Consider the following 18,319-nt stretch of genomic DNA (forward strand, 5'->3'; position numbering starts at 1 on the left):
GCATTCCGCCTCACGGAAGCGAAGCATGAGCAAGATTTTTCAAGCGCCCGCCGCCAGGCTGGCGGGCAAGGCCGCGCCGCGGCCGGTGGTCGCGGCCGGGCAGGCGTTTTGCGCCGCCGAGGCGCTGCTGGCCGGACTGGATACGTCGGTGCGCGGTCTCGACGAAGCGCAGATCAGCGAGCGGTTGCATCGCGATGGGCCGAACGAGGTATCGCACGAGAAGCCGCCGCATTGGTCACTGCAGTTGCTGCGCGCGTTCAAGAACCCGTTCATCGTGGTGCTCCTGGTGCTGGCCGGCGTGCAGCTGTTCACCGATGGCAACGATCTGACCGGGCCAATCATCATTGCGGTGATGGTCGGGATCAGCGTGTTGCTGAGCTTCACCCAGGAATACCGTTCCACCCGCGCCGCCGAGAAGCTCAAGGCGATGGTGCGCAATACCGCCACCGTGACCCGGCGCGCTTCCGATGGCCACAGCGAACAGATCGAGGTGCCGGTGGCGGAGCTGGTCGCCGGCGACATCGTGCATCTGGGTGCCGGCGACATGGTGCCCGCGGATCTGCGCCTGCTCGGCGCGAAGGATCTGTTCATCAGCCAGGCGATCCTCACCGGCGAATCGTTGCCGGTGGAGAAGTCGGCGCCTACGCGCGCCTCCGTCGATGACGGCAGCGGCGCCAATCCGCTGGACCTGCCCACCGTCTGCTACATGGGCACCAATGTGGTCAGCGGCACCGCCAGTGCAGTGGTGGTGGCGACCGGTGCGCGCAGCTATCTCGGTTCGCTGGCGCACAGCATGAGCGGCCAGCGCGTGCAGACCAGTTTCGATCGCGGCGTGAGCGGCGTCAGCTGGCTGCTGCTGCGTTTCATGGCGGTGATGGTGCCGGTGGTATTCCTGATCAACGGACTGGACAAGCACAACTGGACCGAGGCGTTCCTGTTCGCGCTGTCGATCGCGGTCGGGCTGACCCCGGAGATGCTGCCGCTGATCGTCACCGCGAACCTGGCCAAGGGCGCGCTGGCGATGTCCCGGCGCAAGGTGGTGGTGAAGCGGCTCAACGCGATACAGAACTTCGGCGCGATGGACGTGTTGTGCACCGACAAGACCGGCACGCTGACGCTGGACAAGATCGTGCTGGAACGCCACCTCGACCTCGACGGCGAGGCATCGGACGAGGCGCTGGAATACGGCTACCTCAACAGCCGCTTCCAGACCGGCCTGAAGAACCTGATGGACAAGGCGGTGCTGGAGCACCGCGATCTGGAAGCGGCGGCGATGAGCTACCGCGTGGTGGACGAGATTCCCTTCGATTTCCAGCGTCGGCGCATGTCGGTGGTGGTGACCAGCGGCGACGGCGAACACTTGCTGATCTGCAAGGGCGCAGTCGAGGAGATGCTGTCGATCTGCGCGTACGCGAAGACCGGTGGCGCGATCGAGCCGATGACCGAGGCGCGTCGCCGCGAGATCAAGGCGATGACGCACCAGCTCAACGAGGACGGCCTGCGCGTCCTGGTGGTGGCGGTGCGGCGCGAGGCCGCGCGCGAGCATGCCTATGGCGTGGCCGACGAGAGCGAGCTGGTCGCGGTCGGTTGCCTGGCCTTCCTCGACCCGCCGAAGGACTCGGCCGCCACCGCGATCCGCGCGCTGCATCAGCACGGCGTCGAAGTGAAGGTGATCACCGGCGACAACGAAGCCGTGACCCGCAAGATCTGCCGCGAGGTCGGGCTGGACGTCAGCCATTCGGTGCAGGGCCGCGAGGTCGAGGAACTGGATGACCCGGCGCTGGATGCGCTGGTGGCGCGGGTCACCGTGTTCGCCAAGATGTCGCCGCTGCAGAAGGCGCGCGTGGTGCGCTCGCTGCAGCGGCTGGGCCACACGGTGGGCTTCCTCGGCGACGGCATCAACGACGCGCCGGCGCTGCACGACGCCGACGTCGGCATCTCGGTGGACACCGCCACCGATATCGCCAAGGAGTCGGCCGACATCATCCTGCTGGAGAAGAACCTGATGGTGCTGGAGGAAGGCGTGCTGGAAGGCCGCGTCACCTTCGGCAACATCATGAAGTACATCAAGATGACCGCCAGCTCGAACTTCGGCAACGTGTTCAGCGTGCTGGTGGCCAGCGCGTTCCTGCCGTTCCTGCCGATGCTGCCACTGCAGATCCTGGTGCAGAACCTGCTGTACGACATCTCGCAGCTGTCGATCCCGTTCGACCGCATGGACGAGGAATACCTGAGCAAACCGCGCCGCTGGGACGCCGGCGACATCGGCCGTTTCATGGTGTGGGTGGGCCCGGTCAGCTCGATCTTCGACATCACCACGTTCTGGCTGATGTGGCACGTGTTCGGCGCGAACACGCCGGCGCGGCAGTCGCTGTTCCACTCCGGCTGGTTCATCGAGGGCCTGCTGTCGCAGACCCTGATCGTGCACATGATCCGCACCCGGCGCATCCCGTTCCTGCAGAGTGTGGCGTCCGCGCCGGTGCTGGGGCTGACCCTGGCGATCATCGTGATCGGCATGCTGATCCCGTTCAGCGCGCTGGGCGCGAAGATCGGCATGGTGCCGCTGCCGCCGCTGTACTTCGCCTGGCTGGCGCTGACCCTGGCGAGCTATTGCGTGCTGACCCAGCTGATGAAGGTCATCTACATCCGCCGCTATGGCCGCTGGCTGTAGGAGCGCGGAGCCGGCGGCCGTATCAGTCCGCCTCGCGGTCGTCCTCGGCGACGGCGTGGTCGCCACGCGTCGCGTACCGGCGCGCCACCACCGCGCATACCATCAACTGCAATTGGTGGAAGATCATCAGCGGCAGCACCAGCGCGCCGAGACCGCCGAGCTGGCCGGCGAACAGGATCTTCGCCATCGGGATGCCGCTGGCCATGCTCTTCTTGGAGCCGCAGAAGACAATCGTGATCTCGTCCTCGCGCGAAAAGCCGAGCCGGCGCGCGGCCCAGGTCAGCGTCGGCATCACCAGCGCCAGCAGCAGCGCGCACATCGCCAGGGTGGACAGCAGCGCGGAGATCGGCGTGTCGCGCCACAGGCCGTCGACTACCGCGGCGCTGAACGCGGTGTACACCACCAGCAGGATCGTGCCCTGGTCGGTGTAGCCGAGCAGCGGCTTGTGGCGGTCGACGAAACCGCCGATCCAGCGCCGCGCCACGTGGCCAAGCGCGAATGGCAGCAGCAGCTGCAGCATGATGTCCAGCACGCCCTGCCATGAAGCGCCGCCGCCGTGGCTGGCCAGGAGCAGGCCGACCAGCAGCGGGGTCAGCGCGATGCCGATGAGGTTCGACATCGAGGCGCTGACCACGGCGGCCGACACGTTGCCGCCGGCGATCGAGGTGAACGCGATCGACGATTGCACCGTGGACGGCAGCGTGCACACGAACAGCACGCCGAGGTAGAGCTCGGGTGTCAGCAGCGCATGGCCGACCGGCTGCAGCGCCAGCCCGAGCAGCGGGAACAGCGCGAAGGTGCCGGCGAACACGGTCAGGTGCAGCCGCCAGTGGGTCAGCCCCTGCACGATCGCCGTGCGCGGCAGCTTGGCGCCGTGCAGGAAGAACAGCAGCGCGATCGCCGCGTCGGTGATCCCGTCGAACACCTGGGCGGCCCCGCCGCGGCATGGCAGCAGCGAGGCCAGCGCCACGGTGGCGAGCAGGGCGAGGGTGAAGTTGTCCGGACGAACGCGGCGCAGCGACATGCGGCCAGCTCAATCCAGCCCGCAACGTGTGCGCCGCCGGTGTTTCCACCACAGCACCAGCACGGTCAGCAACAGGACCCCCACCAGCACCCACAGGCTGCTCTGGCCGCGATGGAGCCATTTCACCAGCCATTCGTGGTTGTCGGCGCCGAAGAAGCCCAGGTAGACCCAGAACGGCACGCTGATCAGCGCCGCCAGCGTGTCGATCAGCAGGAAACGCAGGAACGACACCCGATGGGTGGTGCCGGCGGTGAGGTAGACGGTGGTTCGCATGCCGGGCAGGAAACGCGCGAAGAACAGCATGCGGTTGCCGTACTGGTCGAATTTTTCCTGCACCTTGAGGTAGCGTTCCGGGGTCAGCACGCGCGCCACGAAACGCCACTGCAGGATGCGCGCGCCGTAGTGGTGGCCGAGCAGGAAGATGGCCGAGTCGCCCAGCAGCACGCCGAACATCGCCAGCGCGACCATCGCGTGCACGTTGGCGTAGCCGAGTCCCGCGATCACGCCGCCGGCGACCAGGGTGATGTCTTCCGGCAAGGGCAGGCCGGCGCCGCAGATCATCAGCGCGATGAACACGGCGACGTAGCCGTTCTCGGCAAAGATCGTGATCAGTTGCTGCAGCAGATCCATCAGTGTCCTTGCGCGTCACGCGAGACCTGCCCGGCCGCAGCCGGGAATGATCCCACAGTCGGATGGCAGTCGAGCCGGGCAGGATGACGCGGAGCGTCCGTGGACAGGCGGCACGTCATCGCGATCAGGCCGAGGCCACCGGCGGCCGCGCGCGCGCGGCCAGAAGTTCGCGCAGCTCCGCTTTCTCGGCGCTGTCCAGCGCGCCTTCGCGGCTCTTCGCGGTCAGCGCATCGCGGCGCTGGGTGATGGCCTGGTCCTCCATCCGCGCCAGTGCGTCGAAGAATTCGGTGCGCTGGCTTTCCAGCTCGCCCACCGACATCGCCGCCATCAGTTTCTGCAGCGACGGATACTCCGGCCGCTCGGCAAAGTGCTCCACCAGCGTGGCGGAGTTGATGCCGGGGCGCGCGCGCGCGAGGTCGAGCAGTTCGGCGAGCAGGCCCACGCCGGGTTTGTCCAGGCGCAGGAAGCGATAAGGTTTCTCGACCTGATCCGCCAGGCCCGGCTGCCCCAGCAGCAGCGAGATCGCACTGCGCACCAGGCTGCGCTGCACGGCGGTGGGGCGCTGCACGGCGCGGTGCGTGGCCGGGTCGGTCTGCAGCATCGCGCGCGCACCGCTGCGTTTCTCCAGTTCCTGCGCCATCAGGTCGCGGAACGCGCCGTCGGGCAGCTTCGCGATCAGCGGGCGCGCGCGCTCGGCCAGCCGGGCGCGGCCGTCGAGGCTGGCCATGTCGACGTCGTGCGACAGCTCGTTGAAGAAGTAATCGGACAGCGGCATCGCTTCCTTGATGCGCTTTTCGAAGCCCTCGCGGCCTTCCTTGCGCACCAGCGAGTCCGGATCCTCGCCGTCGGGCAGGAACAGGAAGTACGCCTGGCGGCCGTCGCGCAGGCGCGGCAGCGCCGATTCCAGCGCCTTCCACGCCGCGGCGCGGCCGGCGCGGTCGCCGTCGAAGCAGAACACCACATCCGGCGCGGCGCGGAACAGCACCTCGGTGTGCTCCGGCGTGGTCGCCGTGCCCAGCGTGGCCACCGCGATCGGCAGCCCGGCCTGGTGCAGCGCGATCACGTCCATGTAGCCCTCGACCACCACGATCCGCACCAGGTTCGCGTTGGCCTGCTTCACCTGCCACAGCGCGAACAGCTCGCGGCCCTTGTGGAACAGCGGGGTCTCCGGTGAATTGAGGTACTTCGGAGACTGCTCCGAGCTCAACACTCTTCCGCCGAACGCGATGACGCGGCCGCGGCGATCGAGGATCGGGAACATCAGCCGTTCGCGGAAGCGGTCGTACTTGCTGCCGCGCTCGCTGGACGCGACCATGCCGGCTTCGTTCAGCAGCTCCATTCGCCGCGGCGTGTTGCCCAGCGCCTTGATCACGCCGTCGTAGCCGGCCGGCGCCCAGCCCAGACGGAAGCGCTTGATCGTCTCCGCGTCCAGCCCGCGCTTCCTGCAGTAGGCCTGGGCGTCGGCGTTGCGCGGCAGCTCGCCTTCGTACCAGCCGGCGGCCGCGTCGAGCAACGCGTACAGGTCGGTCTTGTCCTCGCGCGGCGCCGCGTCGCGACCACCTTCGCGCGGCACGGTGAGGCCCACCGTCTGCGCCAGCTCCTCCACCGCGTCCGGAAACTCCAGCCGCTCGTAGTCCATCAGGAACTTCACCGCGCTGCCATGCGCGCCGCAGCCGAAGCAGTGGAAGAACTGCTTGGCCGGGCTGACGTAGAACGATGGCGTGCGCTCGTTGTGGAACGGACAGCAGGCGGTCCATTCGCGCCCGGCCTTCTTCAACGGCACGCGCCGCTCGATCACGTCGACGATGTCGACGCGGGCAAGCAGTTCATCGATGAAGCTGTCGGGAATCAGGCCGCGCATAGACCCCCTAGTCTAGTCGGTCGCCGCCGGGGAGGCTCGGGCGGATTGCGCTAGTCTGAGGCGAAATGTCACAGGGGATGGGCGATGAACCGCGCTGGAGTGAGCTTTCGCGCCGCGGCGGCGACGGACGTGGCGGCCGCCGTGCCGCTGATCCACAGCTCCGGCCCGGCCGCGTTCGAGTATGTGTTCGCGGTACCGGGGCTGGGCGATGCGCAGGCGCTCCTGCGGCGGGCGTTCGTCGACGGTGCGGGCGAGTTCGGCTGGCGCAACCATGTGGTAGGCGAGCTGGACGGCGCGGTGGTGGCGGTGGGGGCGGGCTACGGCGGCGCCACGAAGTGGTGGTTCACGCTGGCGGCGGCGCGGCAGATTCTCGGCCACTACGGCTGGCGCCATGCGGCCGGGGTGATCGCGCGCGGGCTGAAGGTGGAGTCGGTGATCCCGCCGCCGGCCGGCGCGATGTACTACCTGGGGCACTTGGGAGTGGCGCCGTCGCTGCGCGGCCAGGGTATGGGCTCGGCCTTGGTCGATCATCTGCTGGCCACCCGTCCCGCCGGTTCAGGCGGGTCGGTGATCCTCGATGTGGCGGTGACCAATCCGGATGCGCAGCGGCTGTACCAGCGGCTGGGTTTCGCGGTGATCGGCGAGCGCCGCTCGACGCTGGCCAACGCGCAGGGGCAAGTGCCCGCTCACCGGCGCATGCAATGGCAGGCGCCGGCCTGAGTCGTCGCTAGAACAGGCTGATCACGCCCATCACCGCCAGCACGGCCAGCAGGAACAGGATCACGAAGCACACGAACAGCACTTTGGCGATGGTGGCGGTGACTCCGGCAAGCCCGCCGAAGCCCAGCCAGCCGGTGACCAGCGAGATGATGGCGAAGATGATGGCCCACTTCAGCATGTGCGTCTCCTGCAGCGATGTTCGCCCGCGCGGCGGAATCCCGGGCGGGTCACCGGCGTTTGTAGCGGGGCGGGCGTGAACGCGATGCATCGTGCCGCTTGCCAGTGGCGGCGCGGGGCGGCAAGCTTTCCGGCCGACCCCGGGAAGGACGAGCCATGGTGATCAGCGCGGTGATGATGATCAAGCAGCGTGCGATCGTGCGCACGTTCGAGCGTGCCGCCGCGACCACGGAGGCGACCGCCTGCACGGCGGAGCGACTGGGCCTGAAGCCGGGCATGGCTTGGTATCAGTTGGTGAATCATGCGGTGCTGCGCTGTCCGGGCGAGGGGCGCTACTTCCTCGACGTGGCGAACTGGCAGCGGCTGCGCAGGCGCCGCCATCGCATCGCGCTGGCCGCGGTCGCCGGCGTGCTGGTGCTGCTGGGCTTGCTGTTCGTGGCCGGAACGCTCAGCCGGCCAGGCGCGCCTTGATCCGGCCCGAAACCACGCCCATGTCGGCGCGGCCGGCGGCCTTTTCCTTCACCGCGGCCACCACCTTGCCCATGTCGCGCGGCGAGGTGGCGCCGGTGTCGGCGATCGCGGCGGTGATCAGGGCGTCGATCTCGTCGTCGCCGAGCTTGGCCGGCAGGTAGGTCTCGATCACCACCATCTCGGCGCGCTCGACATCGGCCAGATCCTCGCGGTTCGCGGCGGCGTACTGGCTCACCGAGTCCTTGCGCTGCTTCAGCATCTTCTCCAGCACGCTGAGCACCTGCACGTCGTCCAGTTCGATCCGCTCATCCACCTCGCGCTGCTTGATCGCCGCCAGCATCAGCCGGATCACGCCCAGCCGGTGCTTGTCGCCGCCGCGCATCGCGGTCTTCATGTCTTCGGTGAGCTGCTGCTTGAGAGTCATGGGCGGGGCCTCTGGGATGGGATGTCGATTCTACGGAAACGACAAAGCCGGCGTTGTCCCTGGGACAACACCGGCCAATGTCGAATCCGAAGTGCTTGCGGTGGCTGCGAGAACCCGCGCCGACCGTGTTTCCTTCAATGCGCGGCGCCGGGGCGCCGCATGATCCACCGCGAGGCGGCGGATCGGGGAAACTCAGTACAGGCGGACCTTGCGCGAGACGTCACGCGACAGGCGACGCAGGTGGCGCTTCACCGCGGCAGCGCGCTTGCGCTTGCGCTCCTGGGTCGGCTTTTCGTAGAACTCACGCTTGCGCGTTTCGGCGAGGACGCCGGCCTTTTCGCAGGTACGCTTGAAACGACGCAGTGCGATCTCGAACGGCTCGTTCTCGCGAACTTTTACGTTGGGCATGGAAACTCCGAGTGGTAATCTGCCCGCTGGTACGGGACTGTCAAATAGGGCGAGCCGCGAATTATACCGTGGATATCACAGAATTTTCAAAGCCGGCGATGATCAAGCCGGTGCTGGGCATCGAAACCTCCTGCGACGAGACCGGGGTGGCGCTGCTGCGCTGGGAGCCGGCCGCGCCGGGCCGCGGCCTGCTGGCGCATACCTTGTACAGCCAGATCAAGCTGCATGCCGACTACGGCGGCGTGGTGCCGGAACTGGCCAGCCGCGACCACGTGCGCAAGCTGCTGCCGCTGATCCGCGAAGCGCTGGCCCAAGCCGGGCTGACCGTGCACGACCTGGGCGGGGTGGCCTATACCGCTGGCCCGGGCCTGGTCGGCGCCTTGCTGGTCGGGGCTTCCGCCGGGCGCGCGCTGGCCTGGGCGCTGGGCGTGCCGGCGATCGGGGTGCACCACATGGAAGGCCACCTGCTGGCCCCGCTGCTGGAGGACAACCCGCCCGAGCCGCCGTTCGTGGCGCTGCTGGTGTCCGGCGGGCACTCCATGCTGGTCGAGGTGAAGGCGATCGGCCAGTACACGATCCTGGGCGATACCCTGGACGACGCCGCCGGCGAGGCGTTCGACAAGACCGCCAAGATGATGGGCCTGCCGTATCCCGGCGGCCCGGCGCTGGCGAAACTGGCCGAACAGGGGCGTGCCGGCGCCTTCCGCTTCTCCCGGCCGATGACCGACCGGCCGGGACTGGATTTCAGCTTTTCCGGCCTGAAGACCCAGGTGCTGCTGGCCTGGCAGCAGTCCGACCAGAGCGAGCAGACCCGCGCCGACGTGGCTCGCGCGTTCGAGGAGGCGATCGTCGACACCCTGATCATCAAGTGCCGGCGCGCGCTCGAGTCCAGCGGCGCGCAGCGGCTGGTGATTGCCGGCGGCGTCGGGGCGAACCGAAGACTGCGCAGCGAGCTGGCCAGGGCCGGCGAGAAGGACGGCTTCCAGGTGTATTTCCCGCGGCTGGACTTCTGCACCGACAACGGCGCGATGATCGCACTGGCTGGCGCGATCCGCCTGGCCGGCGGCCAGCATCAGGACGGGACCGTGCAGGTGCGTCCGCGCTGGGACCTGCAGACGCTGCCTGCGGCGTAGCGCATCCGCGTTCACAGGGTGGGCGCGGCCCGCCGGCGTTTCGTCGGGCAGTGACGCGAGATAGCGCAAGAGCGGCGGGCCGTGCCCGCCCTACAAAATGCGGCGGATCACCACTGCGTGCGGCCGGGCAACAACCCCTTCAATTCCGCCTCGGTGAGGTTGCGCCACTGGCCGACCTTCAGGTGGGCCAGCTTCACGTTGTCGATGCGCACGCGGCGCAGCTGGGTCACCCGGTAGCCGAACGCGGCGGCCATCAGCCGGATCTGCCGGTTCAGGCCCTGGGTCAGCATGATCGAGAAGCCGAACTTCGCGATGCGGCGGGTGCGGCAGGGTTTCGTCATTTGCCCGTGAATGCGCACGCCCTTGGCCATGCCGGCCAGGAACTCGTCGGTGACCGCCTTGTTCACGCCGACCAGGTATTCCTTCTCGTGGTGGTTTTCCGCGCGCAGGATCTCGTTGACGATGTCGCCGTTGCTGGTCAGCAGGATCAGCCCTTCGGAATCCTTGTCCAGCCGGCCGATCGGGAAGATCCGCTGCGGGTGGTCGATGAAGTCCACGATGTTGCCGTCCACGCCGTGGTCGGTGGTGCAGGTGATGCCGACCGGCTTGTTCAGCGCGATGTAGATGGCTTTCTTCGCCGCCGGCGTGGCGGCCAGGAGGCGCGCCCGCACGATCTCGCCATCGACGCGCACCTCGTCGCCCTCCAGCGCCTTGGCGCCGGTCGCGACCACGTCGCCATTGATGGTGACGCGCCCGGCGACCAGCAGTTCGTCCGCTTCGCGGCGCGAGCACAGCCCGGCTTCGCTGATGTATTTGTTGACGCGCATGGCTTACGAGCGCAAGCCGATGCCGCGCTTGAGCAGCTGCAGCGCCACGATCGACAGCGCGATCACAAAGCCGAGCATCACCACGAAGGCCATGCCCACGTGCACGTCGCTGATGCCGAGCACGCCGTAGCGGAACGCGTTGACCATGTACAGGATCGGGTTGGCGCGCGAGATCGCCTGCCACGGTTCGCCCAGCATGTTCACCGAATAGAACACGCCGCCCAGGTAGGTCAGCGGGGTCAGGATGAAGGTGGGTACCAGCGCGATGTCGTCGAATTTCTTCGCGTAGACCGCATTGACGAAGCCGGCCAGCGAGAAGATCGTGGCGCCCAGCAGCACCGAGGCGAACGTGATCAGCGGGTGCAGCACGTGCAGGTCGGTGAAGAACAGCGCGATCAGCAGCACCAGGATGCCGACCACCAGGCCGCGCACCACCGCACCGGCCACGTAGCCGAGCAGGATCACCCAGTTCGGCATCGGCGACACCAGCATCTCCTCCACCGCGCGGCTGAACTTGGCGCCGAAGAACGAGCTGGAGATGTTGCCGTAGCTGTTGGTGATGATGCTCATCATCACCAGGCCCGGCACGATGTACTGCATGTAGCTGAAACCGCCCTCGATGCTGCCGATGCGGCTGCCGATCAGCTTGCCGAAGATCACGAAGTACAGCGTCATGGTGATCGCGGGCGGGATCAGCGTCTGCGTCCAAATGCGCATGATGCGCACGATCTCGCGGCGGATGAGGGTGTTCAGCGCGACGAGGTTGGCGGCGGCGTTGCTCATGCGGGGACTCCAGCGGGCAGTTCGCTGCGGCCATGCTCCACCAGCCGCACGAACAGCTCCTCCAGCCGGTTGGTCTTGTTGCGCATCGAGGTCACCATGATGCCGTGCGTGGAAAGGGTCGCGAACAGCGAGTTGAGGTCATGCGAGCGGGCCATCTCGGCCTCCAGCGTGTGCTCGTCGCGGCGGCGCAGGGTAACGTTGGGCAGGCTCGGCAGTTCGGCCGGCATCGCCGCCACGTCCAGCACGAAGGTCTCCACGTCCAGCGTCGCCAGCAGGCGCTTCATGCTGGTGTTCTCGATGATCGTGCCATGGTCGATGATCGCGATGTTGCGGCACAGCGATTCGGCTTCCTCCAGGTAATGCGTGGTCAGGATCACCGTGGTGCCGGCCGCATTGATGCCGCTGACGAAGTGCCACATCGAGCGGCGGATCTCGATGTCGACGCCGGCGGTGGGCTCATCCAGGATCAGCAGCTTCGGCTCGTTCATCATCGCGCGGGCGATCATCAGCCGTCGCTTCATGCCGCCGGACAGCGTGCGCGCCTGCATCTGCGCCTTGTCCCACAGGCGCAGTTCCTTCAGGTATTTCTCCGCGCGTTCGGCGGCGATCCTGCGCGGGATGCCGTAGAAACCCGCCTCGTTGACGCAGATGTCGAACGGTTTCTCGAACTGGTTGAAGTTGATCTCCTGCGGCACCAGGCCGATCAGCCGCATCGCCGCGCTGCGATCCTTGTTGACCGACACGCCGAACACCTGCGCGTCGCCGGAAGTGGAGTTCACCAGCGAGGACAGGATGCCGATCAGGGTGGACTTGCCGGCGCCGTTCGGGCCGAGCAGGGCGAAGAAGTCGCCGGGTTGCACGGTCAGGCTGATGCCCTTCAGGGCTTCGACGCCGTTGCCGTAGGTTTTGCGCAGATTGTCGACGACAAGCGCGGGGGCTGTATCTGGATACTGCGGGGACATGGGCTGCACCAAGGGGGTTAGCCCTTATTATAGCGGGCTACGTCCCGTCGCCCGGCCCTGCCGGACGGCACACACTGTTTCCGGAAACCTTTCATGGCCGACCACTTCCAGCTCCGTCTCGTCGACAGCCGCATGCTCGCGCCCGCGGTGCGCCACCTGGTGTTCGAGCGCGTCGACAGCCTGCCGCTGGCGTTCCAGCCCGGCCAGTTCCTGCAGGTGCACTTCCACTACGACGACGGCATGGCCACCAAGCGCAGCTACTCGGTGGCCACCGTCGGCGACGGCAGCTCGCCGGTGCAACGCATCGAGATCGCGGTGAGCTACGTCGAGGGGGGCGCCGCCACCAGGCTGCTCGGCGAGCTGCCCGTGGGCGGCGTGATCGATGCCAGCGGCCCCTATGGCCGCTTCTGCCTGCAGGAAGCCGACAGCCATCCGCGCTACCTGCTGCTGGCCACCGGCACCGGCGTCACTCCCTACCGCGCGATGCTGCCGCAGATCGAAAAGCTGCTCGCGAAGGGTGATCGCGAAGTGGTACTGCTGTACGGCGCACGCACCGAGGCCGAGCTGCTCTATGGCGAGGAGTTCGAGGCGTTCGCGCAAACCCACCCCGGCTTCATCTTCCACGGTTGTCTCAGCCGCGAGGCGCGCGCCACGCCGCGCCCCACCGACCGCAGCGGCCATGTGCAGAACGTGCTGGCCGAACTCGGCCCGCACGCCGACCGCGACATCGCCTACCTGTGCGGCAACCCGAACATGGTCGACGCGGCCTTCGCCGCGCTGAAGGAGTTCGGCCTGCCGGTGCCGCAGATCCGGCGGGAGAAGTACATTTCGTCGCGCTGAATGCGGCCGGTGCGTCGTGGCCGGCGTCATGCAGGCCGCCAACCGTGATGCATGGCAGGGTTGCCGTTCACCGATGTGTCACGGCCGATTCACTTCCCCAAGGCTAAATGACCGGGGTGGGCAGCGAGCTGGCCGTGTCCCGGCCCCGATCCGCCCTGGCAATGTGATGGTCGTCACATTTTCGACGACAACTTCGCCAGAATCGATCAAGGTCGAATGGACCGGGCCGATGACCCGCTGAGAGGCTCCGCATCCGCGGGGTGGTATCTCGAGAGGTGATCGGCATGAGCGGTCCACTTGGCATTGCATTGGCAGGGCTGCTCATGCTCGTGGGCGTCTCGAGCGCGTACGCCGCAAGCGGCCGCGTCGTGTTCTCGGGCGGGGTGATCGAGCCGACCTGCCTCACCGAAGACGTCGATGGCGACATGGCGTCACCGCTGGTCGCTGGGCTTGCGCCGCGCCGGTTGACCTGTGGCCGGACGCCGACCGAACCCGGCCGTTCCTATTCGCGCACGGTGATCCGCCTCGATGCCGCGGGCGTTGCGAACAACCGGTTGCTCGATTACTTCGTCGGCTACGCGAACCCTGCCGACGCCCGGCTTGTCGTACGTACCTACGAATAGGCGCCCCTACTGGTAAAAGACGTCGAAGGTCACGATGGCCTTGACCGGGCCGCTGGTGACCGCCGGCGCAGTCTGGAAGTACTGCGCGCAGCAGGGACCTTCACGCATCGTCATCCGTTTCTCGCAGACGCGCCCGCGAGGTCGGTCATGTTGACTGTTCACCGCCATGGGCATTTGCCGGGATGCAATCCCGCGCCCGTCACGGATAGGACAAGGTGTACGTCAGATGCGAGACGACCGTCCCTCCGGCTGCTGGCTGTACCGCGTAATACTGCGCGTAGTAGCGGCTGACCAGGGGCACGCCTGACTGCGTGATGCCGAGCGACTTGGTTTGCGTGCCACTGATATCCACTGGAGCGAGCGTATCGCCGTCGAGAATTTGCACCGCGACGTTAGGATCCGAACCCGACGACTGCGCAATGCCGGAGGTCGCAGGTAGCGGTGTGCCGGACGAACTGGCCGGGGTCCCGGACAGGGAGATCGCTACCTGGACGCCCGCAGGGCAGCCGCTGATGTTGATCGCGAATGGCGTGCGGCCGGAGGTGGCGCCGGCGCTCGCCAGCGCATTCTTGAAAGCCGTGGGGAGTACTACCGTCGGGCTCGTCGCGGTGCATGACACGGACGTTACGGTGGTACTGCCGGCCATGTTCAGGGAGCCGTAAGTGCTGCTGCCACCGGGACTGACAGTGTCCGCATTGTTGAAGTTGGTGATGACGGGACTGATGGTCGATAGCGTGCCTGAGTTGACCGTGCCGGTGCCGAGCTTGATGTACTGGGCCTGGAACCACACGGTGGCCGACGGGCTGCTCTTCACAACGTCGATCAGCGCCGATCTTTGGTTGGTGAGCGGGTAGGCCGGCGCGAGCGCCGTCAGCTGCAGATAGATGTTGCTTACGCTGGTCGGAAACAGCAGTCCGTAAGTTGGGTCGACGATTCCACCGGCCGCCGGTTGCGCAAAGATGCTGATCTGCTGGACCTGTCCGGCAAACACATTGTTGCCGCAGTTAAAGGTAATCGATACCCGAACCGGGGAACCGATCGGGCCGTACGCGTTGGAGGAGGCCGCGAAGTTGGGAATGGCCGGGAAATAAGCTGCTGTGGGTGCCGGAATGCATGGCTGCGTCGTGCCATTTCCGTTGCCATCCGCGGCAGCATTCGGCGCCCAGCCCAGCGAGCCAGCAAGCACCAGCACCGGCAGCAATAGCGTCGTCCACAGTCGGGTAGCGCGCATCATGTTCCGCTCCTGGCGACCTGCGCCGTAGCCCGTGGCTGTTGGCAGGTTGCTTCGATCTGTTCGATGGCGCCGGCTTTGCGCTTGTCCTTGCCGCGAGGCTTCAACCGGTACAGCAACGAGCAGGTCTGGGCGACATCCTGATCCTGCCACTGCACGCTGAGGCGGCCCGTTTCATTAAGGACGCGCACCATGATGCGTCCGGCCTGTCCGACGACGCCGATCGCCTGGCCCTTCTCGTCCTCCACTTCCGCACCGAACGGCAGGGTTCGGCCGTCAGCCAGATGGGTCTGGATCAGCACGAAGCGGCCGCTCTCGCTCTTGAACTTCACCATCACCACGGCGCCCGCGCGCGGCGCCACCTCGGTGCTGGTACTGTCCAGCTGCACGTCCAGCGGCAGGCCGGTGGGGTCGATGCTGACCGTGTTGAGGATGTAGGGCGTGACGTACGGCACCAGCGCGTAGCCGGCGTGGTCGATGCGCACGCCGGCTGCGCTGCCGATGCGCGCGCCTGCGGCGTCCGGCGCCTGCACGATCGCCACGGTGTCACCCAGCGGCTGGCCGAAGGTGACGCCGCCCGGGTGCGCGACGATGCCGCCGGTTGCGCCCAGCGAAGCCTGCGAGTAGCCGCTGCCCGCGCCGAAACCGGCGTTGAGTTGTGCATAGCTGCCGCGGTAGCCGGCGTTGACGTTGCCGGTGCTGCCCGCACCGCCCGCCTGACCGCTGCCGTGCGTGGCGGTGACGCCGTAGTTGAAGCGGTCATCGACGCCGGCGGTGCCGCCCAGCGTGGCCTGTTCCTGCATGCCGCCGCTGCCGTCGCGGGTGAGCGTGCCGGTGAGGTTCGGGGCGTGCTGATTGCTGCCCAGCGGGATCGTGAGGTTGAGCATGTAGCGGTTGTCGCTGCGCCCGAACAGGTCGCGCTCGCGGCTGGCCGAGAGGTTGTAGTTCGCCCGGCCGATCGAGTTGTTGTAGCCGACCTGGAACTGGGTATCGGTGCCGCTGCGGTTCCAGTAGTCGCGGGCCGAGCCGTTGACGTAGAGCGAGCCGCCGCGGGCGCCCAGCCGCTGGCTGAGCGTGAGGCTGAAGCTGTTGCGCTGGCGGTCCACGCCGTTCGGCACCAGGAAGTCGCGATAGTCGCCGCCGGCCAGCGCGGCCTGCTGCGCCGGGGTGAGCAGGTCCGACACCGGTACGCCGTTGATCGTGAGCGGCTGGGCCGGGCCGGCGGCGAACACCGGCAGGCCGCGGCGCGCGTAGTCGCGCGCGCGCGCGGCGTCGCCCAGGGCGAGGTAGCCGCTGGTCGAGTAGCGGTAGGCGGCCACGCTCAGCGAGGTGCCGGTCGGCGCCAGCGTCTTGCTGTAGCTCAGGCGCACGCTCTGGCCGGACAGCGTGTCCAGGCCGGGGATGCGCGTGCGTGCGGTGGTGACGTCCATGGCGAACGCGCCATAGCGCGTGTTCAGGGCGCTGCCCAGCAGCAGGGCGCCGTAGCCTTGCGAGCCCACCGCGCCGGCGTAGCCGGTCAGCAGGTTGGAGAGGCCGCGCTGCACGGTGACCTGCACCACGTCCGGCTTGTGTTCGATCGTCTCGTCGCGCAGCTGGCCGGCGGCCACGCCGAAGCGCATCACGCCCGGGCGCAGCAGCTGCGGCACCGAGGCGTACGGCACCGAGAAGGTATGCACGCGGCCGTTCGCCTCGGCCACGCTGACCTCGAGGTCGCCGCCGTAGCCGGTGGCGTACAGGTCGTCGATGGCGAAGGGGCCGGGCGCCACGGTGGTCTGGTAGATCACCATGCCGTTCTGGCGCACGGTCACCTTGGCGTTGCTGTCGGCAACCCCGCGCACGGTGGGCGCGTAACCGCGCAGCGATTGCGGCAGCATGCGGTCGTCGGTGACCAGCTGCACGCCGCGCAGGCCGAAGCTGTCGAAGATCTCGCCGCTGGTCCAGGTGTCGCCGAGGGTCAGCTGCGCGCGCAGCCGCGGCAGGTCGCGCTGCGCGTAGGTGGCGATGTTCTGCCAGTGATGGCCGGAGCGCACGCCGCCGGCGCCGGATTGCCAGTTCAGCGAGGAGTTGTGGCGCAGGTGCCAGTCGCCCAGGTTCAGCCCGGCGTTCAGGCCGAGGTACGACGAGGTTTGCGTCAGGCCGCCGCTGCGGGTGCGGTAGCTGTTGAAGTTGTAGTTGAGCAGGCCGGCATTCACCCCGGCGTCCCAGTACTTCGGATCGACGTAGCCGCGCGCCTGCTGCCCCAGGTAGGCCTGCGGCACGCTGGTGTCCAGGCGCAGGTCGGACATCGCGAAGCTCATGCTGGCGCCGGGAATCACGCTGGCGATGTCGACGCAGACGCGGTCGTCGGCCAGGTCGGCGCTGACGCGTGCCGACAGTTTGTCCGGGTGCAACCCCAGCCGGTCGAGCAGCGCCGGGGTCACGCAGGGCGTGGCGCTGGCCTCGGCCGATGCCGCGGCGAAGCGCACGTCGGTACGGCCGAACGCGCCGCCATTGAGGAAGATGTCGACGCTGTAGCTGCCGGCAGGAATGAAATCGCCGCGTTCGAAGCGTGACAGGTCGGTGGTGTTCTGGCCCGCGCCGGAGAGCAGGCTGCGGTCGAAGCTGGCGTCGACGGCAGACGCGCCGGCATCCGCGCCCGTCGCGGTGGCGGCAACATGGCCGCCCCAGCCGCACAGCGCCAGGCCGACCAGCGCGGACAGCAGCCGGCGGCGGGCGACGGGTTGGCGTCGGCCGGCAAGCGTGGCGCTGGCGCGCCCCGGCTTCACGGCTCGATCGTGCCCTGGTAGGAGGTCGCGGCGCCGAAATCGTTGAGGGTGGTGTAGGCGACCACGGTACCGGCCGTCGGCGCATGGTGCAGGTTCTTGATCGGCAGGCGCAGGGTCGACAGCGGCGCGACCATGCCGTTGCCGGGCGCGTACGCCACGCTGTCGACGTCCAGCGACAGCTGGCTGAAGGTGATGTGGTACGGCGTGGGGTTGTGCGCTACCAGCGCGTAACCCGCGCCATCGGCGGCCACGGTCCAGGTGACCTGCCTGGCGGCGTCGAGCGAATCGCCAGCCAGTCCGGCCGGGCGGAAGAACAGCTTCAGCCGCGAGCGCACGGCGAACTGCAGTGTGTTCTGCGCCTCGCCCGGTTTCGCCGCGGGCTTGGGCGGGATCTCCAGCACGTTCAGCCAGAACAGCGATTCGCGGTCCTTCGGCAACGGCTGGTTGGTGTAGACGATGCGCAGGCTCTGGCCCTTGCCCGCATCCATGCGGAACAGCGGCGGCGTGATGAGGAACGGCACGTTCGCCGCATCGGGCGTCGACGCCGGGTCGCCGTCGTCGATCCACGCCTCGACCAGCGCCGGCTGGCCGCCATCGTTGCTCAGGCGCACGGTGACCTCGCCGTTCGCGGCCGGGAATACCACGCGGGTACCGGCGATCACGACACTGGCGTGGGCGTTGGTCAGGGCCAGGCAAAGCGTCAGCAGCCCCGCGCCGAGAGCGCAGACGAGTTTGTTCATGGGGTGGTGGATCCGGAGAGTAAGGCCGC

General features: G+C 67.8%; 18 protein-coding genes. 6 read left to right on the forward strand and 12 right to left on the reverse strand.

What is annotated here, in order from left to right:
• Window positions 1-25: 25 nt before the first annotated feature.
• Window positions 26-2,671 carry a magnesium-translocating P-type ATPase gene (gene mgtA, locus ABIE04_RS09990; RefSeq protein WP_354549437.1) on the forward strand — a complete coding sequence of 882 codons (2,646 nt, stop codon included), beginning with the start codon at window positions 26-28 and terminating at the stop codon, window positions 2,669-2,671.
• Between the two features lie 22 nt (window positions 2,672-2,693).
• Here the strand turns inward: mgtA and ABIE04_RS09995 are convergent, their stop codons facing one another.
• From ABIE04_RS09995 to dnaG, 3 genes are all read right to left on the reverse strand, one after another.
• Window positions 2,694-3,695, reverse strand: coding sequence for a bile acid:sodium symporter family protein (locus ABIE04_RS09995; protein ID WP_354549441.1), 1,002 nt, complete (start codon window positions 3,693-3,695; stop codon window positions 2,694-2,696).
• Between the two features lie 9 nt (window positions 3,696-3,704).
• Window positions 3,705-4,325, reverse strand: a complete 621-nt coding sequence (locus ABIE04_RS10000; protein WP_354549444.1) for a DedA family protein — start codon at window positions 4,323-4,325, stop codon at window positions 3,705-3,707.
• Window positions 4,326-4,449: 124 nt separating this feature from the next.
• Window positions 4,450-6,186, reverse strand: coding sequence for a DNA primase (dnaG, locus tag ABIE04_RS10005; protein ID WP_354549448.1), 1,737 nt, complete (start codon window positions 6,184-6,186; stop codon window positions 4,450-4,452).
• A gap of 84 nt (window positions 6,187-6,270) precedes the next feature.
• Between dnaG and ABIE04_RS10010 the strand changes: the two genes are divergently transcribed.
• Window positions 6,271-6,906 (forward strand): GNAT family N-acetyltransferase, encoded by a 636-nt coding sequence (locus tag ABIE04_RS10010; protein WP_354549452.1) that lies wholly within the window; start codon window positions 6,271-6,273, stop codon window positions 6,904-6,906.
• A 7-nt stretch (window positions 6,907-6,913) separates the two neighbouring features.
• On the opposite strand, the gene ABIE04_RS10015 is transcribed toward ABIE04_RS10010, so the two are convergent.
• Complete coding sequence (locus tag ABIE04_RS10015) at window positions 6,914-7,084, reverse strand: DUF1328 domain-containing protein (protein WP_354549455.1); 171 nt, start codon at window positions 7,082-7,084, stop codon at window positions 6,914-6,916.
• A gap of 155 nt (window positions 7,085-7,239) precedes the next feature.
• Here ABIE04_RS10015 and ABIE04_RS10020 point away from each other — a divergent pair, with 155 nt between their 5' ends.
• The gene (locus ABIE04_RS10020) at window positions 7,240-7,554 is read left to right on the forward strand and encodes a hypothetical protein (RefSeq protein ID WP_354549458.1); all 315 of its coding nucleotides are present in this window, start codon (window positions 7,240-7,242) and stop codon (window positions 7,552-7,554) included.
• Here ABIE04_RS10020 and ABIE04_RS10025 read toward each other — a convergent pair.
• Entirely contained in the window at window positions 7,532-7,978 is a 447-nt protein-coding gene (locus ABIE04_RS10025) for a GatB/YqeY domain-containing protein (RefSeq protein WP_354549460.1), read from the reverse strand. The genes ABIE04_RS10020 and ABIE04_RS10025 overlap by 23 nt on opposite strands.
• A 192-nt stretch (window positions 7,979-8,170) precedes the next feature.
• Window positions 8,171-8,386, reverse strand: a complete 216-nt coding sequence (gene rpsU / locus ABIE04_RS10030) for a 30S ribosomal protein S21 (protein ID WP_007081639.1) — start codon at window positions 8,384-8,386, stop codon at window positions 8,171-8,173.
• A 98-nt stretch (window positions 8,387-8,484) separates the two neighbouring features.
• On the opposite strand from rpsU, the gene tsaD reads away from it, so the two are divergent.
• On the forward strand, window positions 8,485-9,519 hold the full coding sequence (gene tsaD / locus ABIE04_RS10035; protein ID WP_354549853.1) for a tRNA (adenosine(37)-N6)-threonylcarbamoyltransferase complex transferase subunit TsaD: 1,035 nt from the start codon (window positions 8,485-8,487) through the stop codon (window positions 9,517-9,519).
• Window positions 9,520-9,626: 107 nt separating this feature from the next.
• Here the strand turns inward: tsaD and ABIE04_RS10040 are convergent, their stop codons facing one another.
• Genes ABIE04_RS10040 through ABIE04_RS10050 form a run of 3 tightly spaced genes read right to left on the reverse strand, consistent with a single transcriptional unit; the run spans window position 9,627 to window position 12,091 of the window.
• Window positions 9,627-10,346 (reverse strand): pseudouridine synthase, encoded by a 720-nt coding sequence (locus ABIE04_RS10040; RefSeq protein ID WP_354549464.1) that lies wholly within the window; start codon window positions 10,344-10,346, stop codon window positions 9,627-9,629.
• A gap of 3 nt (window positions 10,347-10,349) precedes the next feature.
• Window positions 10,350-11,129: an ABC transporter permease gene (locus ABIE04_RS10045; RefSeq protein WP_354549466.1), complete on the reverse strand. Its 780-nt coding sequence runs from the start codon at window positions 11,127-11,129 to the stop codon at window positions 10,350-10,352.
• Window positions 11,126-12,091, reverse strand: coding sequence for an ABC transporter ATP-binding protein (locus tag ABIE04_RS10050; RefSeq protein ID WP_354549468.1), 966 nt, complete (start codon window positions 12,089-12,091; stop codon window positions 11,126-11,128). The genes ABIE04_RS10045 and ABIE04_RS10050 overlap by 4 nt, the downstream gene beginning before the upstream one ends.
• Window positions 12,092-12,184: 93 nt before the next feature.
• Here ABIE04_RS10050 and ABIE04_RS10055 point away from each other — a divergent pair, with 93 nt between their 5' ends.
• Entirely contained in the window at window positions 12,185-12,931 is a 747-nt protein-coding gene (locus ABIE04_RS10055; protein WP_354549470.1) for a ferredoxin--NADP reductase, read from the forward strand.
• 284 nt (window positions 12,932-13,215) lie between these two features.
• On the forward strand, window positions 13,216-13,554 hold the full coding sequence (locus ABIE04_RS10060; protein ID WP_354549472.1) for a hypothetical protein: 339 nt from the start codon (window positions 13,216-13,218) through the stop codon (window positions 13,552-13,554).
• A gap of 199 nt (window positions 13,555-13,753) precedes the next feature.
• Here the strand turns inward: ABIE04_RS10060 and ABIE04_RS10065 are convergent, their stop codons facing one another.
• Genes ABIE04_RS10065 through ABIE04_RS10075 form a run of 3 tightly spaced genes read right to left on the reverse strand, consistent with a single transcriptional unit; the run spans window position 13,754 to window position 18,290 of the window.
• A complete protein-coding gene (locus ABIE04_RS10065; RefSeq protein ID WP_354549474.1) occupies window positions 13,754-14,788 on the reverse strand; it encodes a fimbrial protein in 1,035 nt (344 codons plus the stop codon).
• Window positions 14,785-17,550: a fimbria/pilus outer membrane usher protein gene (locus ABIE04_RS10070; RefSeq protein WP_354549476.1), complete on the reverse strand. Its 2,766-nt coding sequence runs from the start codon at window positions 17,548-17,550 to the stop codon at window positions 14,785-14,787. Before ABIE04_RS10070 ends, ABIE04_RS10065 begins: the two co-directional genes overlap by 4 nt.
• Complete coding sequence (locus ABIE04_RS10075) at window positions 17,547-18,290, reverse strand: fimbrial biogenesis chaperone (protein ID WP_354549478.1); 744 nt, start codon at window positions 18,288-18,290, stop codon at window positions 17,547-17,549. The genes ABIE04_RS10070 and ABIE04_RS10075 overlap by 4 nt, the downstream gene beginning before the upstream one ends.
• Window positions 18,291-18,319 lie beyond the last annotated feature (29 nt).

Origin of the sequence: Rhodanobacter soli, from assembly GCF_040548735.1 — a bacterium.
GTDB lineage: Bacteria > Pseudomonadota > Gammaproteobacteria > Xanthomonadales > Rhodanobacteraceae > Rhodanobacter > Rhodanobacter soli_A.